A 16,683-nucleotide genomic window follows, 5' to 3' on the forward strand; every position below is an offset into this window, starting at 1 on the left:
AGTTAACGAAAAGCAAAATCTTAATAGGATTCGTTAATTGTCTTCATCCTAGCCGCAGGCGGCAGCCAGCGGTGGTAACTTGTAAACCGTTGGCTCCCGCCTGCGGCTAAGATAAGAGCGTTAAGTAGTCACCTCCACCACGGCTCGATCAAAATCTTCAACCAAACGGGCGAGCACCTCATGCGTCAACGTCGCGGGCACGATCGCCCGTGGGTTCGCCGGTTGCTTCTCATAGCGGCACAACGACACACACCCGCCACGGCGTAGGGTGAGCTCGTAGTACTTCAGCCCGTTATCATCTTTATGGGGGGGATTGCTGCGCATCTGCACCACACACCCCGTCGCATCGATTTCAATAGGCGAAATCGGTTCGAGCAAATAGGTCACCCGCAGGCACAGCGCCCGACTAGCTGCTTGCAGTTTCGCGATATCGGCGTGGGCAAGTTCCGCTGTTTCCAGCGTGAAATCACACACCGAAGCACTCAGGCCATCACACTGCTCGACGCGGCACTTCACGGTACGCGGTCCATCCGTTGCCACGACACGCTGCTGTGTCTGCCCGATGAGTTTGCGTAATTCCTGCAAGAAATCGTCGCGGAGTTTCATATCCCCCCCTCCGCTTCGTCGAGCAAATCAATCATGTCTCCTTTTTCGATCTCGTGGTCCGAACCGTCAAAGGACAGTACGGTGCGGGTCTCTTCCAGACACGTTTCTAAATGGACCGGCCGGCCCCAAATCCGCTGCAAATTTTCGAGCGTGTCGCGGGCGTAATCCATCTGCAACTCGACACCCGAGAATTTGTGTTCCAGATACAACTCGCCACGGTTTTTGTAATTGCCGTCAACCACGGCGATCCTCGGTCGGCCGCGATTGGTCAGACTTTCGAGCAGTTGCTGTTTGACCTTGGGAAACTCCCGGCTCTCGATCTCATAGACGTCGCTGCGCGTGTTGTAACCAAAACGAAACAGTTTGTGCTCGCGAACGAATTCCAACGTCAAAAATTCGTCGATAAACGTCAGGTCATTGTGAATCTGACGAACCTCAAAAATCTTTTTGCGGCCCAACCCCGCATCGGTGTTCCAGGTTTCGCGGACTCGGTGGTCGTCACAATTTTCGTACTCCGAACCAAATGCGCCTCGATTCCAGCGATCTTCAATGTTGCGGAACAGTTCTATACCCACCTTATAGGGATTCAACTGCGTAGGCGAACTCGCCAGCGTGCCACTGTGATGGTCGCAGTAATTAATAATGTCGGCCCCGGTCAGCCCCTGACGGATCATGATCGTTGAGTGCCAGTAGCTGGCCCAACCTTCGTTCATGATCTTGGTCTGCGCCTGCGGAGCGAAGTAATACGACTCATCGCGCAAAATCGCCAACACGTCGGCCTGCCAACTATTGAGGGGCGCGTGCTCCAGCAGGAACAACATCACGTCTCGTTCCGGCCGCTCGGGAAATTTGCGCACCGGTGGAGCTTCTTCATCTTCTTCGGCCTGCATCCGATGCCGAGGATTTATGAACGCATCCATGTAATCCTTAGCCTCAAACCTCGCCGGGCCACGTCGTTCTTCCTTGGCATCGCCGTGAAAGTCGTAGCGGCTTTTATCGTCGCGGCGGCGGATGAACGGCGAGTGAATATCGATCAAGTCCTCGATGCTCAGGCAGGTGTCGATAAAGCTTTCCACCTTTTCGATCCCGACTTCGTCCATGTAGCGGCGAATCCGGTTACCGTGATTCGCCATCTCGTCCATCATCTTGCGGCTGGTGTGGGCAAACCACTGATTGTTCTTGAAGAAGTCGCAATGCCCATACACGTGAGCCATCACCAGCTTCTGGTCGATCAAGCCGTTGCTCCGCATCAAGTAGGCGTAGCACGGATTGTTGTTGATGACCATCTCGTAGATTTTTTGCAGCCCGTAGTGATAGCCCTTGCTGAGCTGCTCGTACTCCATCCCAAACCGCCAGTGCGGATAGCGCGTGGGAAAACCACCGCGAGCGGCGATTGCGTTCAGCTGATCGGCGTCGATCAACTCGAATATTGTCGGATAGAAATCCAGGCCATAAGCGGCCGCATAACCTTCGATCTCCACTTGGATCGCGGCCAGTTCCGGCGTCAAATTTCCGAGTTCCGCTAATGCCATGTTGATACTTCAGTGCTAGCCGCAGGCGGAAGCCAGCGGTTCAATTACATCTACGCAGCCTTCTGCAACTCAAATCGCGTCGACTCCAGCGCACGGATCAAGTCATAAAATCGTGGCAACTCACGAGCGAACTCCCGCCGCGCGAGCGCGATTGCTTCGACTTCATCGTGCGCGATCACCACGACTTCCAAATGACCAACCCGCACCCGATAGCGGTGTATTGTTTCAGCCGAGTTCACCATATCACTTGCCCTTCCCTAAAAATGTCTTGATCGATTGATAGATGGCTTCTTTGTCAGGAATTTCTGAAAGGATTAACGAGGGATGATTCGCGAATTGCTTCTGCAAGGCGTCGATAAAATCGCCGCTACCGTACGGGCTTTCAACCTGCCCGTAGCAAAAGGCATTCACCGCGGGGAGGAGTTTCTGTCCCAAAATGTCAAACGCCACGCGATTGTCGTCACCCCAGTTGTCGCCGTCGGAAAATTGGAAGCAATAAATGTTCCATTCCGATAACGGGAAATCGCGTTCAATCAAGTCAGCACACACCTTGTAAGCCGAGCTGATCCGCGTCCCACCACTTTCCCGGGTGTGATAAAACGTGTGTTCGTCGACTTCTTTCGCCACGGCGTCGTGAATGATGTACCGCTTCTCGATTCCCTTGTATTGGTGACTGAGCCAGGCATCGATCCAAAACGCTTCGTTCCGCACAATTTCCTTTTGCTCGTCCGTCATCGAACCCGAAACATCCATCAAATAAATCGCCACCGCATTCACTTCCGGCAGCGGCACGTCGTTCCACGAGCGATACTGCTTGTCGCCCTTGATCGGCACGACATTCGGATTGTCGGGGACGTATGTTCCGGTCGAAATCTGCCGCTTGATCGCCCGCAGATAAGTCTTCTTAAAATGTTTGAGCGATTCCGGGCCCGTTTGGCGGATGCTGTTGTACTTGGCTTTTTCGCTTTCAATCGTGGCCGTGCCTTTGGGTTGAATCCGCGGCAGTTCCAATTCCTCGCCGAGCATTTGCGCCAACTCGTCGAGTGAAACCTCCACTTCCATCAAGTGGCCCGAACCTGGCTCGCTCCCCGCACTGCCGGCGCCTTCTTGACCTTCGCCTTTTCCCAACGGATCGCCAACGTCGCCGTCACCTTGCCCGACTCCACCCGAACCGTTCTTGCCATATTTGAAATGCGGCACGTCGAGCTGCGGCACGGGGATGCTCACCGCATCGCGTCCCTTGCGGCCGATCATTTCGCCATGAGTGATGTACTTGCGCAGATTCTGCCGAATTCGTCCGCGGACGATTTGCTTAAACCGGCGTCGATCGCGTTCAATGTCCATCACCATTGGTCAATCCTCTTGTCCATACCCTAGCCCGTCGCGCAAGCAATGGGTCCATCGGCTCGCGCCGACGGCTATTAGAGGTTAATGCTTCTCTTTAGCATCACCCCGCGCGAAGATGCTCGCCACGTAGTTCAACACGTCGGTCGCACTTTCGTCGTCGTAGCCGTGATCTCGAATCAACCGGCCTTTGACCACGTCGATTTTCTTTTGGGTATCTTCGTCGATCACGTTGGAAACCAAGCTCGTGAGCTTGATGGAATCCTTTTGATCTTCAAAGAGCTTCAATTCCAGCGCTTTGTTCAGCCGTTCATTCGTCTTGTAATCAAACTTCTTGCCGTCGATTGAAAGCGCGCCGATGTAGTTCATGATCTCGCGGCGGAAATCATCCTTTCGGCTGTCGGGGATATCGATTTTCTCTTCAATCGAACGCATGAGCCGTTCATCTGGCTCTTCATTCTGGCCGGTGAAGGGATTCTTCACTTTTTCCTTCTGCGTGTAGGCTTTGATATTGTCGATGTAGTTGCCGCACAGCCGCTTGAGCGCATCCTCGTCGGCGGCAATCGCCCGCTGCACTTCCAGCTTCACGATGTTTTCGTACTCTTCCTTCACAACGCCCAAGAGATCGCGGTATTCCTGCTTCAATTCCTCGTCGTTGATGAGGCTATGATGCTTAAGCCCGCTTTCCAATTCGTTGATCACCATGAACGGATTGATTGAACGTGCTTCGGGATGTGCCACCAACGCGTTGGAGATCTTGTCCTGCACATACCGCGGCGAGATTCCCACGAGCCCTTCGTTGTGAGCATGCTCGCGCAGCTCGGCGATGTTTTCCTCGGTGAAGCCGGGCAAACTCTTGCCGTTGTACAGCTTGAGTTTCTGCAAGCGGGTCAAACCAGCGTGCTTTGGCTCTTCCAATCGCGTGAGAATCGCCCACATCGCGGCCATTTCAATCGTATGCGGAGCGATATGCCGATCCTTCACCGTCTCCGCGTTGTAATCCTTCTCATAGATCAGCTTCTCATGTTCGAGCGTCGTGACGTACGGAATATCGATCTTCACCGTTCGGTCACGCAGCGCTTCCATGAACTCATTATTCTTCAACCGGCGATATTCTGGCTCGTTCGTGTGGCCGATGATCACTTCATCGATATCAGTCTGCGCGAATTTCTTCGGCTTGATCCGATGCTCCTGGCTCGCGCCCAATAAGTCGTAAAGGAACGCCACGTCGAGTTTCAACACTTCCACGAACTCGATAATCCCGCGGTTCGCGACGTTGAATTCGCCGTCGAAGTTGAACGCCCGCGGGTCGCTGTCGCTGCCATAAACGGCGATCTTGCGATAGTTGATATCGCCGGTCAGTTCCGTAGCGTCTTGGTTCTTCTCGTCCTTGGGCTGGAACGTGCCGATGCCGACGCGATCCTTTTCGCTCAAGATCACGCGCTTCACGCGAATATCTTGAATCACGCGGGTCCAGTCGCCATCGTACTTTTTCAGCCGCTGCTGGTACATAAACCGGCAGTACGGATCGAGTTCACCGCGAATGCGAACCTTGAAATCGCCTTCTTTGTGGCCTTCATTGAGACTCGTCGCGACGCCCTCGCGGAAGCGCTCGGGAATCAGGTGCAACGGCTCCTCGTTCATCGGGCACCAATGCACTTCCTCGGGATCCTCGTCGTCGACCCAACCCAAAGTGTAGAGCGCGCCTTCATCTGATTCGCTGTAACGCTGCAAACCTTGCTTCAACAGCCGCACGATCGTGCTCTTGCTGCTTCCCACGGGACCATGCAACAGCAACACCCGCTTCTCGATGCCATATTCATAGGCCGCGCTCTTGAGCGCGTTCACCAAAAGATGCAACGGTCCCCGCAAGCCATACACGGCGTCGTGACCTTCGTTCGTGGGGTCGTCGAAGAAGTGGTAGTGATGCTCCTTCTCGCGGCCTTTTTGGATAACGTCCACGCCGTACGAGAGGATCATGTCGTAGATGCGCTGATAAGCGGTCCGCGTCACCTTGGGGTTTTCGCGAACGATGTCTAGATATTCCTCGAAGGTACCGACCCAATTCTTACGGCGAAATTGGTCGCGGTCCTGACGTTGCGATATGATCGAGATGATTTCACTTCCATTGACCATCGTAATGCTCCTTGGCGCGACGGTGGCCCCCGCTGTATCGGAGGTCGGCGTGACGCGGATTCCTCTCTGTGGCTCTGGGTTGGTAAGGGGATGTTAGGAAAGCGAATAGTGATTCAGTCGTGGGGACGTAGGTCTCCTTCATCGGGTATGGTTTTCAACAGCGCTTCGTTCAACTGGGCGCGTCCTTGCGCGGACACTTAGAGACACATCCCAACCATTCGGGTTCTCGCGATCAATTCACACTGCGGGGAGAGCGGGTGCGAACGGCCAACAAAAGCAGTCGGGCAAAGTTGGCCAAGGCGGGGAGTCGGCGATCAAGATCGTGATGCCGAGCGGCGCGAGACTCGTAAGCAGGGTTGGTAAACTGACCGGGCCCTATCTTACAAGCGAGGGGGCGGACCTAAGCGAAGGTTGGCAAAGAGCGTGGAGAATTTCTCTATCCGGGTGGGGCGTGTCGTCGTCTGGCGGTGCCCGCGAGAGCGAGCACAACATTTGGCTTGTTATTGTGCTGTCTCTATCTCCAGTATCGACTCCGATTTCAATGCAGGCAACATCGACTTCGTGTTGAGTTTCTTGGCGCGATACTCGTCGAGACAGCAGACACCACTCGCAAACTATTGCTAGCAAACAATTTGTGGCCGAGCAAAATCCGAAAATGGAATGCAAGATCAGGCCAAAATAACTTGGAATTTGACTCGATTATCGCACTCGCGACATTCAATTTCATTGAAGAAATCGCAGGAATCTCAAGACGAAACATAAATTCCAACCGGTGCTGGCACCCAAAAGGAAAACTTGAACGGTTGTGCAAAGTTTTCTCAAAGTTCCTGTCGTAGCGGGTCGATAACCTCATTACACGTTTTGTTCTCGGGGGGGCTACCGAGACGCAAGCGGTGCTGGCATTTATCCAAGCCACGACCTGCTGCGTCGATCTCCAAGGCAAAACCAACGTGAAAAACTCACGCTGGTGGCCTGAGAGGCGATCGATGACTAGCTCACGACTCTGCAGCATTAAGCTTCTCTTCACTAGTTTCGTCGCGACGATGCTCTGCATCGCCACGGCCAGTGCCCAAGATAATTCGCTCCGGTTTCAACGTCCGGGTCGCGCTGGCGAATCCTCGGCAACGACCAGCCAACAAAAATTCCGCGCGCCTTCGCAAGCCGTCGCACAACCGGTGAAGCAACCAGTTGTGGTACAACGAGCAGCCGAGCAACCTGTTGCTCAGTCCGTTGCGAAGAAGCCGGCTCCCAAGAAAGTTGCCGCCAAGGCACCGGTTCAAAAAGCAGCCGTTCCGGTTGCGACGAAAAAAGTCGTCAAACAACCCGTGCGACGAGACACTCAAGTTCGTCGCGCTCAAAGCGAAGAACTCCCCATGACCACCGAAGCGGAAACTTGGGAAGAGCCCGTGTACGTCGATGGCTCGGGTATGGATCCTTCGATGCAAGGTGATATGGGCGGCTATTCCGAGATGGCCATGGGTCCACAGCAAATGGGCGGCTGCCAATGCGATTCCTGCATGCGTGGCGGAGTCGGTTGTGGCATGATCGATCCGGGCTGCGGCATGACGGACCCCGGCTGCGGCTGTGCCGAGCCAAGCTGTGGTGTAGCGGGTTGCGGTGATGCCGTTCGTCCCCGCGGGCCCGATTACTGGTGCTTCCCCGTGTGTCTGCCTCGCTTGAAGGACGTCAGCGCCTGGGGTGGTGTCCACGGTTTCCGCGGTCCGCGTGACTTCATTCCTGCTGGCCGGAGCGATTCCAACTTTGGTTTCCAAGAGGGGATCAACCTCAGCGGTCGCGCCCCGTTCATCGGTTTCATGTTTCCTGAACTGAACTATCAATTAGGCTATCAAGCCTTGCAAAGTCGTCTCTCCGGTACTGAAACTTCGACGGACAGCCGTGACCAACAGTTTATCACTGCCGGTCTCTTCCGTCGGACTTGCACCGGCTTGCAATTCGGTGTGGTGTGGGACTCGATGCACGACGACTTGGACGAAAGCGTTTCGCTCCACCAAGTCCGTTACGAGTTGAGCCTCAAGACCCCAAAAGGCCGGGAAATCGGTTTCTGGGGGGCAAGCCCCACCAACAGCGGGACGTCGTTCAACGGTGTAAACGTTGTTGAATACGAAACGGTCGGCCAGTATTGCGGCTTCTATCGTTGGAACTTCCGCGGTGGCAACCAGGGTCGCATCTGGGGTGGCGGTTCGAGCGAAGGGGAAGGCATCGTTGGTGCCGACTTCTATGCTCCGCTCAACGATCGTTGGTCCGTGCAAACCGGCTTCAATTATCTGATTCCCGACGAAGATGCGGGCCTTGCGGGCGTCTCGCAAGAATCATGGAACATCGGCATCAACCTGGTCTGGCATTGGGGCCGCACGGCTCGCGAAGGAAACACCAGCCCCCACCGGCCACTGTTTTCCGTGGCCGACAATGGCTGGATGTTTGTTGATCGGGTTCAGTAATCAAGTCATTCTGAAGGAGCCTAGGCGACAGAAGAATCTGGTATCAGTCTCAGCAAGTCATCCATAAGTGGAGATAGTGCGAAACAGTTCCTTCGGTCGACGAGCCTCCCTCAGGATGACTTTGAGTTTGCCTTTTCGCGCCTAGGCGTGATTATTCATCTTCCGGTGATATCACGCAGCAATTGCCAGCACTTGCCGTCTGCCCCTAGCGACCCGGGTAATTTCCTCAATGTCGCGAAATTTGGGTAATTTCGGCGCTGCGGCAAGCCGAAGCCGTGATTACACTCAGTTGTTTATCAAGGCCAGGTGAGAGTTCACCGAGAAGAGGCCGCAACCGAACATTGTCATTTGGAGTGAGATTCATGCACACGATTGAAACCCATTGGGAGGACGAAGAGAATAATCGCCACGTGGCGTTCGCGGTGGAATTTGTCCGCCGGAACGACGCCGTTGAGATTCAATCGCTCACTCCCAAGCAAGTCACGTTTCTTTGTCCCCAGTCGAACGCCCCGCTGCGCAGCATCGGCGTCTGGACCGAAAAGGGCCGCGAACTCTTGGCCAACCAATTCCGCGCCAGCGAGCAGATCGCTCAACTGGAAAAAGAAATCGACGCGCATCTGGCCGTCTAGGCAAAGACACTTTATCGAACAGCAATAGCCCACGGCGCAAGCCGTGGGTTTTTTCATACAAATACGCCGCTGTATTACCGTCGATCCAAGCGAAACTTATGCAGATCCACTTTCGGCAACGTATTCACTTCGCGACCCATGTTGATCGGTGTCACGGCCCCCGCACCTTTAATGCCCCATTGGGCGAACGTCACTTTGAGTTCAAGCGTTTCCGGTGTATCGTTCGGCCGCGGCCGCAGGATGGTGAACATCACGGAATCCCCAGGCTCGTGTTGGGCAATCAGGTCTTTCATCGCCAAAAAATCTTTGATCTCTTCGCCGTTGATCTTGGCAATGATGTCGTTCTCTCGAATGCCCGCCTTGTCGGCGGCACTTTCGGCCACGACCTTCGCAACGATGGCTTGATTACCAGAGGTCATCCCCTGCACACCTAGAAAGGCACCGCTCCCCACGTCGACCGTGGCCTTAATCTTACCTTTCAGATTTTCGATGGCCTCCGGCGTAATTTGCTTCGCGCCATAAAGTTCCACGCGTAGCAATTGCGGCATCCGCTCCAAAACTTCCAACGCCTCATCACCGAGCGGAGCAGAATGGTAACAAACCAGCACCGCATGAGGAACTTGCGTCAGATGTTCAAGCCCTTCAACGCCACCGTTCCATTCCGAGCCAATCACAATTTGAATGCTGTGGTCGGGGCGTGTAATCATCATTCCGTTGATCTGCACGCCAACTTGGAAAGAGCCCCCTAGTTTCGCGATCTCCTTGAGCGCGACATTCTCGCGCACCTGGGCCAACATTTCTTTGGCTATGGCCGCTTCTTTGGGGCGATTGTCCAGCCCCGCCAGTGCTTCGAGCGCCGCAACCTGCAACTTGGCGTCTTCGGCTTCCGACCATGTGAGCAAAATATTCAGCGCCCGGGTCGAGCTTTCCAGCGTGCCGTTTCGAGCCGCTTCCACGACCTCGTTAATCGCGGGAATTCCAGCTTCGGTGATCCGTTTTTGCGACCTTTCGCGAGTATCGAACAGTTCGCTGTCGAGCTCGCCGACCCACCAGGAAATCTCGCTCTCGGAATTGGGGGACGATTCCTGAACCGGCGCAGGCTCGGCCCACAGTGGGCCCGGCACCACGGAGGCCAGCGTCACAAGGCAGGAAAACAAGAGATTACGCATGTCGTAATTGTACCACTTTCTGCGTTTTTGTCCGCGACCAATATTTCGTCTCGCGCGGTCTCTTTATTTAAATTGCCCATTCGATTACGCTCGCAGACATGAAATTTGCCCTGCTAGGCGCCGATCCCGAAAGTTGCCTGCTCGTCGCGAGTGCCGCGGAATTGGGCCACGAAATTGTCTGGTATGGCGACGTCGCCCAGGTCGACCGGGCGACCCACCCCTGGCTCGCCGAGGCCGATCAGGCCGACGACTGGGAAGCACTGTTCGACCGCGACTTCTGCGATTTCGTCATCGTGGGTCGTGGCGATGCTCCCTCCGCTCGCCGGATCGAGCAAGTCATCCAGCTCGTCCGCATCGGCATACCACTGCTCACTACGTTTCCGCTGCACGAATCGGTGCTGACCTATTACGAAATCGACATGGCCCGGCTCGATAGTGGCGCGGTCCTGTGGCATTTCAATCCGCTGGTGGCTCAAACCAATCGCATCGAAGAATTCGCCAGTTGGATTCACAAAGGGCATCCCGAGCTGGGCCCCATCGAGCAATTCATCTGCGACCGTCCGCTGGACGACCGTTCCAAAGACAAAGTCTTGTGGCATTTCGCACGCGATGTGGAACTCTTGGACAAGATCGCCGGACCGCTCGATCGCCTCGGCGCGCTTGGCTCGCCCGACGAAGCGGCGACCTACTCGGGTTTGAGCGTTCAACTCCTGGGCAAAAGCCAAGTCCCCATTCGCTGGGCCGTGGGTCCCGCGGATCAATCAGCTTACCCAACGCTCACCTTCGTGGGTCAAAAGGGTCGCGTGCGATTTGAGTTTGATAAAAGCAGCGTTTTTCGCTCGCTCGAAACCTCAATTCCTCACGAATTGCTTCCCACCACGGCCGCGACGCATTGCATCAAAGAATTCGTCACCGCGGTGGATGAAATGCGTTCGCGCACCACGTGGCTCGCGGCACTCCGCGCGATGGAGCTCACCGACACGATTGAAATCAGCCTCCGCCGTGGACGCATGATCGACGTCCATCATCAGCAACTCACCGAAGAGTTATCATTCCGTGGCCGGATGTCAGCCGTGGGCTGCTTCGTGCTGCTGCTCTTGCCGCCACTACTGATCTTTGCCGGTTGGTTTGGAGATCTGCTGGGCCTGCAATTCGCCAAAAACTGGTGGGCCATCGGCCTGTTGGGGTTACTCGCCCTCTTTCTACTCGTACAGTTCGCACCCAAGCTACTACTGAAAAAGCCGAACAACGGTCGTTAACCTGCATCGTCCCGATGCCGTGCCGCACACGATTTGCTAGCACCCTCTTCCCGAGTTTAACGGTTACACAAAAGTTGTCACCCGTCGCGTGCCGATTTTGCGTTTAGGGGAAAATGCCGTTGGCTCGCGACCTTGGGGGGCCGAGCCAGCCGTTTGCCCCGTTATCCGAAACAGGGGGGGCCGTGTTTCAACGCGTCTTGCTATATTCAGCGTTCATGCTGACGGCGGCTGGGATCAGCGGCTGCGCACCAATTGCCTGCGGCACGAACCAATGCGGCTGCGCAATCGATAGCGTACTCGGCTGTGGTCAATACGGCGGTGGCGGCAATTGTTGCGATTGCGGTGATGGCGTTTGCTGCGCCCCTGGTGGTGGCTGTCACAACGGCTGTGGCATTCGCGGACGATTGGCGGGTTGCACCTGCGGCGGCTTAGGTCGCTGTGGCATCTGCCAAGCCCACGCTCGCCTGCTAGCATTGAAGCACCAGCATTGCATGATCGCCGTGGGACCTCCTGCCGTCAAATTTCAGCCTCAGATGCCACCCGAGTTTCTGCCGGTTCCGACGCAGCCGATCATGGCCAACGTCAACACGTGTGCCCCGGTGGAAATGCGCGGCTCGGTCGACGCCGGCTGGGGCCGCTACTTCGTGGTCGAGCCTCACGACTGAGTTCATTCTCAAACCTACCGACCTCAAAGATGTCGGCTACAGCTTTTGACTGTAGCCGAGGTCTGTGACCTCGGTCTTTCTCCGTCCTCGCTCTTTTCTGGGGCTGAGGTCTCCGCCATCGGTCTTGGCAATCTCCGACCTCAAAGAGGTCAGCCACAGCTTTCAAGATCAGCCACAGTTAGGGCCAACTCTGATCACGGCTGAATCGCAGCACAATTTTCGTGACCGGCCTATCCGCCCCACAACTTGAGCCGTGTTTTCCACGACTGACAATCTGGGGGTTTTATGAGGGAGGCCGGTCGTAGCGTTTAAGCGCCCCGTGACGGCTGGCCGATCAACGCTTCTGTCTAACACCGACTTTCCCCGCAGATTGTCGGCCCGGCATTATGGCGCGTCGGCGTGCCAGTACCCTCATTCGGACGACCCACATGCACGACCTGCGCTCCCGCGACGCCGTTCTGAAGTTGTTTCCCGCCGGCCTGCGATTGCTCGCCATTTTGGGATTGGCCTGTTCGGTGCAACTCGCGAGCGCGGCCGAAAGTGCCCGCATGACGCCCATCGTGCGTGCGGTTCGCAACGCCAGCCCCGCCGTCGTCAATATCCAAGGCCAGAAGTCAGTTGTCGAAACCACTGAATCCTCACGCCAGGTTTCCAAGCAAGTCAACGGCATGGGCACCGGCGTGATCATCGATCCCCGGGGCTTCATTCTCACGAACTTCCACGTCGTCGATGGCGTGAAGCGGATCAACGTGACACTTTCCACCGGCCAAGCCTTCGTCGCCAAGATTGTGGCCCGCGATGCCCAAACCGATTTGGCGATTATCCGTATCAATGCATCGTTTGAACTGCCGGTGATCAACATTGGCTCGTCCCGCGATCTGATGACCGGCGAGACGGTTGTCGCCGTCGGCAATGCCTTTGGCTATGAAAACACGGTCACCACGGGTATCATCAGCCAACTGCACCGCAATGTGCAGGTGAACGAAACTCAACAATATCTTGATCTGATCCAAACCGATGCCAGCATCAACCCCGGCAATTCCGGCGGCCCGCTACTGAACATCGACGGCGAAATGATCGGCGTGAACGTCGCCGTCCGTGCCGGGGCGCAAGGGATTGGCTTTGCGATTCCCGTAGACAATGCCTTGGAAGTCGCCACAAAGCTGATAAGCATCGAGCAGCTTGATAACAACTGGCACGGCATGGCCGCACTGACGTTAAACACAGCTGGCCCGGTGACGATTGCCCGCGTCGACCGCAATAGCCCCGCCGAGGTTTGCGGCATCGCTCGCGGCGATTTGATTCAAAGCATCGGCAGCACCCAAATCCGCCGTCCGATGGACATCGAGCGAGCTTTGCTGGGACGGCGCTCCGGTGAAAAGATTCCCGTGCAAGTTGTTCGCGACAACCAGGAAATGACCGTCGACCTGCAACTCGCTAGCAAGACAGGTGCTCCCACACGAGTGAAAGAACGCGAACCAGCCAATACCTTCGATCAAGCCACCTGGGAAACGCTCGGGCTGATTCTCGAAGAAGAACCCGCCGAAGGCTTCCGTGAAAAATCGTTGCCCTACGAAGGGGGCATGCGAGTTGTCTCGGTGAAGCCTGAAAGTTCCGCCGCCCGCCAAGGGGTTCGCGAGGGCGACATTCTCGTTCGCTTCCACCGCTGGACCACCGTCTCACAAGCCGACGTGCAATTCTTAGTCGACCACGCCGACACGCTCTCCCAAGCCGGGTCACTCAAGTTCTACATCGTTCGCGGCGACAAGACCCACTTCGCCCAGATGGAAGTGGCGAATCGTACGGGCACCGTGCGGTAGATTCAGTTCCAATTGAGAACGCGAATAATAGTTACAAGCATGTCTTCGGCTTCTGCTTGAAAATCTATGGCAATTGGTGGCTCAATCACCAGGCGTCGTTTGCCGCCGCGCGATTCACCAGTGTTTAAGGGATCTGTTTGCAATTGAGTCTCGATCGTTTCAGCAGCTGTCGTGACAGCGTTTCGATCGAGTGCATCCATCCAGAGAGTAGCCAATTCGTCACGAGCAGACGGCCTGTATGTCACCGTCCACTTCATTTGACGCCCAGTTGCTTCCAGATTTCTTCCAAAGTATAGCCGCCAGTTTCCGCTCTCCGGCGTTCCCATTCTTCCTCGCTCAAATCACATTTGTAGCTGGCATAGAGCATCTTGACGTACTCGTCTTTGGGCAAGAAATGACCAAGCACGTGACCGTCGGTGTCTCGCAACTCGATATGCGACGACATTCCTCCAAGCATTTGTTGAATCGACGGATCAACGGTAATTTGTGTCATGGTCGTAGCCCTCGCAAATGGAAAAAGCCTTCTCAGCCTTAAATTATACCATAGTGTTAGGCGGCGAACACATCAACAAAAATGGCCGCTACCGACTTTAACCGGCAACGGCCTTTGAGATTAGTAATGGTTGGCCTTAGCTCATCGCCACCGTCACGGTCTTAAGTTCCGTGTACGCCGCCAGGCCGGCTTCGCCCAGTTCGCGGCCTAGGCCGCTTTCTTTGAAACCGCCAAACGGCGCAGCTGCATCGAAGACGTCGTAGCAGTTGACCCACACGGTGCCCGCGCGGATCTTCGAGGCCAGCGTGTGCGCCTTGCCGATGTCACGGGTCCACACGGCGGCGGCCAAACCAAATTGCGTGCCATTCGCACGACGGGCAATCTCATCCAGATCGCTGAATTTCAGCACGCTCATCACGGGGCCGAAGATTTCTTCCTTGGCGATCCGCATGTCGTCTTCGACGTTGGTGAACAACGTAGGCTCGATGAAGAAGCCTTTGTCACCATGGCGTTTTCCACCGCTGACGAGCTTCGCGCCATCTTTCTTGCCGTATTCGATATACTGCAAAATCTTGTCAAACTGGGCCTGATCGACCTGTGGGCCTTGCTCGGTTTCGGGATCAAACGGATCACCCACCTTGCGAGCCTTGTTCTTCGCTTGGAGACGATCGACGAATTCGTCGTGAATCTCGTCCTCCACGAACAATCGGCTCCCCGCACAGCAGCACTGGCCCTGATTGAAGTACAGTGCGAAGTGCGCTCCATCCACCGCGGCATCGACGTCCGCATCGGAGAACACCACATTTGGGCTCTTGCCACCGAGTTCGAATGTCACGCGCTTCATGGTTTCGAGCGCGCTGCGTTGAATAATCTTGGCCGTGTTGCCTTCGCCGGTGAATGCAATCTTGTCCACGCCGGGATGCGCGACAAGCGCCGCACCTGCCGTGGGACCGTAACCCGGCACGACGTTGATCACGCCGTCGGGAATTCCCGCCTTCTGAGCCAGCCGTGCCATCCGCAAACAGGTGAGCGGTGTTTGCTCGGCGGGCTTCATCACGATCGTGCAACCGGCAGCCAGCGCAGGCCCCCATTTCCAGGCGGTCATCAGCGCGGGAAAGTTCCAAGGAATAATCTGCCCCACCACGCCGACTGGTTCGCGCTTGGTGTAGCAGAAATAGTTACCGCGGATGGGAATCGTTGAGCCATGAATCTTATCAGCCCAACCGGCGTAGTAGCGGATGCAATCGATCACCAGAGGAATGTCCGCGGCGCGCGAATCACGAATCGGCTTGCCGTTGTCCAGCGTTTCGAGTGCGGCGAGTTCTTCGGCATTCTCCTCCAACAAATCGGCGAACTTGTACATCAAGCGACCACGATCGCGAGCATCCATCCGCGACCATTCGCCGCCGTCGAATTGCTTGCGCGCGGCCTTCACGGCCAGATCGATGTCGGCCTTGTCCCCCTCGGCCACTTGCGCGATCACTTCCTCAGTGGCGGGATGAATCGTCTCAAATGTTTTGCCGCTCACCGACGGCACCCATTGACCATCGATAAAGCATTGCGACTGGCGCACCTTGGGTTTGGGAACTTTTTTGGACGACGGTTTTTCGGTAACGGTGGCCATGATTGAATCTCCGCGGGAACAGATGGCTCGATAAGACGCTAAGCAAGAAATTATAGGCGTTTAGCGTCCCAACATTCTAGCATCGCGGATAAGCAGTCGCCTAGTTGCAATTTTTCGCAACTAACTTAGCGACATAAAGCGGTTGACCTGAAAGCCACACTAGAGTTCACGGTCGCTCGGGCGCTCAATCATTTTGTTGACGCTTAAAGTGAGCGCGGACGCAATAAAGAAGACGCCAATCGTCAGAGATCCTTTCCAAGCAAGCTTGTTATTAATATCACCCCAGATCAGAGTCAGAGCAAAAACGATCCCGGCAATAATGCAAACGATGCAGATGGTGTAGCAGATGAGATTGAGTTGCTTCAAATTCATGTATGCTCCTTGCCTCTTGAGCCCATTGATTCGCACTCAATAATAATTAATCGGCTGTAAGAGAAACTCTGCTCATAGCTGAAGTATAGCAGAAATCTTAGAATCGACGAAAACGCAATTCGCATCTACCCCACGCTACGCAGGAATAGTCAATATGCCCAAGATCAACGGCATCCTCGAAACCGCACTCTATGTCGCCGATCTTCAGCGCGCGACCGATTTCTACTGTACGCTCTTCGGCTTTGAAATCCTCTCGCGAAGCGAACGGTTGATCGCGCTCAACGTGGCCGACTGCAACGTGCTGCTCTTATTTCTAACGGGAGTCACCCAAGAACCGTTGGAATTTGAATGCGGAGTCATCCCGCCCCACGGCCCGGCTTGCGGGACGCACTTCGCCTTCTCGATAGCCAAGGAAGACTTCAAAGACTGGCAAGCGGAACTCTCTGCCCAACATGTTCCCATCGAAAGCATCGTCAACTGGCCCGGCGGCGCGCGAAGCCTTTACATCCGCGATCCCGACGACAACTTGGTTGAGTTGATCACGCCAGGGTTCTGGGCGCTGAAATAAGTGATCG

Annotated in this window: 16 protein-coding genes; 6 read left to right on the forward strand and 10 right to left on the reverse strand. The window is 55.5% G+C overall.

The genetic code is table 11. The annotated features are described in order from the left end of the window. Nucleotides 1-120 precede the first annotated feature (120 nt). The 5 genes from AC6T8Q_RS16615 to AC6T8Q_RS16635 form a co-directional block, all read right to left on the reverse strand. Nucleotides 121-606 (reverse strand): hypothetical protein, encoded by a 486-nt coding sequence (locus AC6T8Q_RS16615; RefSeq protein ID WP_500680156.1) that lies wholly within the window; start codon nt 604-606, stop codon nt 121-123. Beyond that, nucleotides 603-2,138 (reverse strand): SpoVR family protein, encoded by a 1,536-nt coding sequence (locus AC6T8Q_RS16620; protein WP_500680157.1) that lies wholly within the window; start codon nt 2,136-2,138, stop codon nt 603-605. Before AC6T8Q_RS16620 ends, AC6T8Q_RS16615 begins: the two co-directional genes overlap by 4 nt. A 50-nt stretch (nt 2,139-2,188) precedes the next feature. After that, nucleotides 2,189-2,380, reverse strand: coding sequence for a hypothetical protein (locus AC6T8Q_RS16625; RefSeq protein ID WP_500680158.1), 192 nt, complete (start codon nt 2,378-2,380; stop codon nt 2,189-2,191). 1 nt (nt 2,381) lies between these two features. Next, complete coding sequence (locus AC6T8Q_RS16630) at nt 2,382-3,488, reverse strand: DUF444 family protein (RefSeq protein WP_500680159.1); 1,107 nt, start codon at nt 3,486-3,488, stop codon at nt 2,382-2,384. A 78-nt stretch (nt 3,489-3,566) separates the two neighbouring features. Next, entirely contained in the window at nt 3,567-5,618 is a 2,052-nt protein-coding gene (locus tag AC6T8Q_RS16635) for a PrkA family serine protein kinase (RefSeq protein ID WP_500680160.1), read from the reverse strand. Between the two features lie 986 nt (nt 5,619-6,604). Between AC6T8Q_RS16635 and AC6T8Q_RS16640 the strand changes: the two genes are divergently transcribed. Together AC6T8Q_RS16640 and AC6T8Q_RS16645 are read left to right on the forward strand one after the other, a co-directional pair. Next, the gene (locus tag AC6T8Q_RS16640) at nt 6,605-8,077 is read left to right on the forward strand and encodes a DUF6666 family protein (RefSeq protein ID WP_500680161.1); all 1,473 of its coding nucleotides are present in this window, start codon (nt 6,605-6,607) and stop codon (nt 8,075-8,077) included. 362 nt (nt 8,078-8,439) lie between these two features. Then, complete coding sequence (locus tag AC6T8Q_RS16645; RefSeq protein ID WP_496918904.1) at nt 8,440-8,706, forward strand: hypothetical protein; 267 nt, start codon at nt 8,440-8,442, stop codon at nt 8,704-8,706. Nucleotides 8,707-8,780: 74 nt separating this feature from the next. Here the strand turns inward: AC6T8Q_RS16645 and AC6T8Q_RS16650 are convergent, their stop codons facing one another. Further along, nucleotides 8,781-9,875: a PDZ domain-containing protein gene (locus tag AC6T8Q_RS16650; protein WP_500680162.1), complete on the reverse strand. Its 1,095-nt coding sequence runs from the start codon at nt 9,873-9,875 to the stop codon at nt 8,781-8,783. A 98-nt stretch (nt 9,876-9,973) separates the two neighbouring features. Between AC6T8Q_RS16650 and AC6T8Q_RS16655 the strand changes: the two genes are divergently transcribed. The 3 genes from AC6T8Q_RS16655 (at nt 9,974) to AC6T8Q_RS16665 (ending at nt 13,619) form a co-directional block, all read left to right on the forward strand. Continuing rightward, a complete protein-coding gene (locus AC6T8Q_RS16655) occupies nt 9,974-11,134 on the forward strand; it encodes a Gfo/Idh/MocA family oxidoreductase (protein ID WP_500680163.1) in 1,161 nt (386 codons plus the stop codon). Between the two features lie 119 nt (nt 11,135-11,253). After that, complete coding sequence (locus tag AC6T8Q_RS16660) at nt 11,254-11,799, forward strand: hypothetical protein (RefSeq protein WP_500680164.1); 546 nt, start codon at nt 11,254-11,256, stop codon at nt 11,797-11,799. 428 nt (nt 11,800-12,227) lie between these two features. Next, on the forward strand, nt 12,228-13,619 hold the full coding sequence (locus tag AC6T8Q_RS16665; RefSeq protein ID WP_500680165.1) for a trypsin-like peptidase domain-containing protein: 1,392 nt from the start codon (nt 12,228-12,230) through the stop codon (nt 13,617-13,619). Between the two features lie 2 nt (nt 13,620-13,621). Here AC6T8Q_RS16665 and AC6T8Q_RS16670 read toward each other — a convergent pair whose 3' ends face one another. From AC6T8Q_RS16670 to AC6T8Q_RS16685, 4 genes are all read right to left on the reverse strand, one after another. Then, the gene (locus AC6T8Q_RS16670) at nt 13,622-13,819 is read right to left on the reverse strand and encodes a hypothetical protein (protein WP_500680166.1); all 198 of its coding nucleotides are present in this window, start codon (nt 13,817-13,819) and stop codon (nt 13,622-13,624) included. 53 nt (nt 13,820-13,872) lie between these two features. Beyond that, entirely contained in the window at nt 13,873-14,112 is a 240-nt protein-coding gene (locus AC6T8Q_RS16675) for a hypothetical protein (protein ID WP_500680167.1), read from the reverse strand. A gap of 136 nt (nt 14,113-14,248) precedes the next feature. Next, complete coding sequence (locus tag AC6T8Q_RS16680) at nt 14,249-15,736, reverse strand: aldehyde dehydrogenase family protein (RefSeq protein WP_500680168.1); 1,488 nt, start codon at nt 15,734-15,736, stop codon at nt 14,249-14,251. Between the two features lie 159 nt (nt 15,737-15,895). After that, a complete protein-coding gene (locus tag AC6T8Q_RS16685) occupies nt 15,896-16,108 on the reverse strand; it encodes a hypothetical protein (protein WP_500680169.1) in 213 nt (70 codons plus the stop codon). A 154-nt stretch (nt 16,109-16,262) separates the two neighbouring features. Here AC6T8Q_RS16685 and AC6T8Q_RS16690 point away from each other — a divergent pair, with 154 nt between their 5' ends. Next, nucleotides 16,263-16,676 (forward strand): VOC family protein, encoded by a 414-nt coding sequence (locus AC6T8Q_RS16690; protein WP_500680170.1) that lies wholly within the window; start codon nt 16,263-16,265, stop codon nt 16,674-16,676. Nucleotides 16,677-16,683 lie beyond the last annotated feature (7 nt).

The organism is Bythopirellula sp., from assembly GCF_041737835.1.
Taxonomy (GTDB): domain Bacteria; phylum Planctomycetota; class Planctomycetia; order Pirellulales; family Lacipirellulaceae; genus Bythopirellula.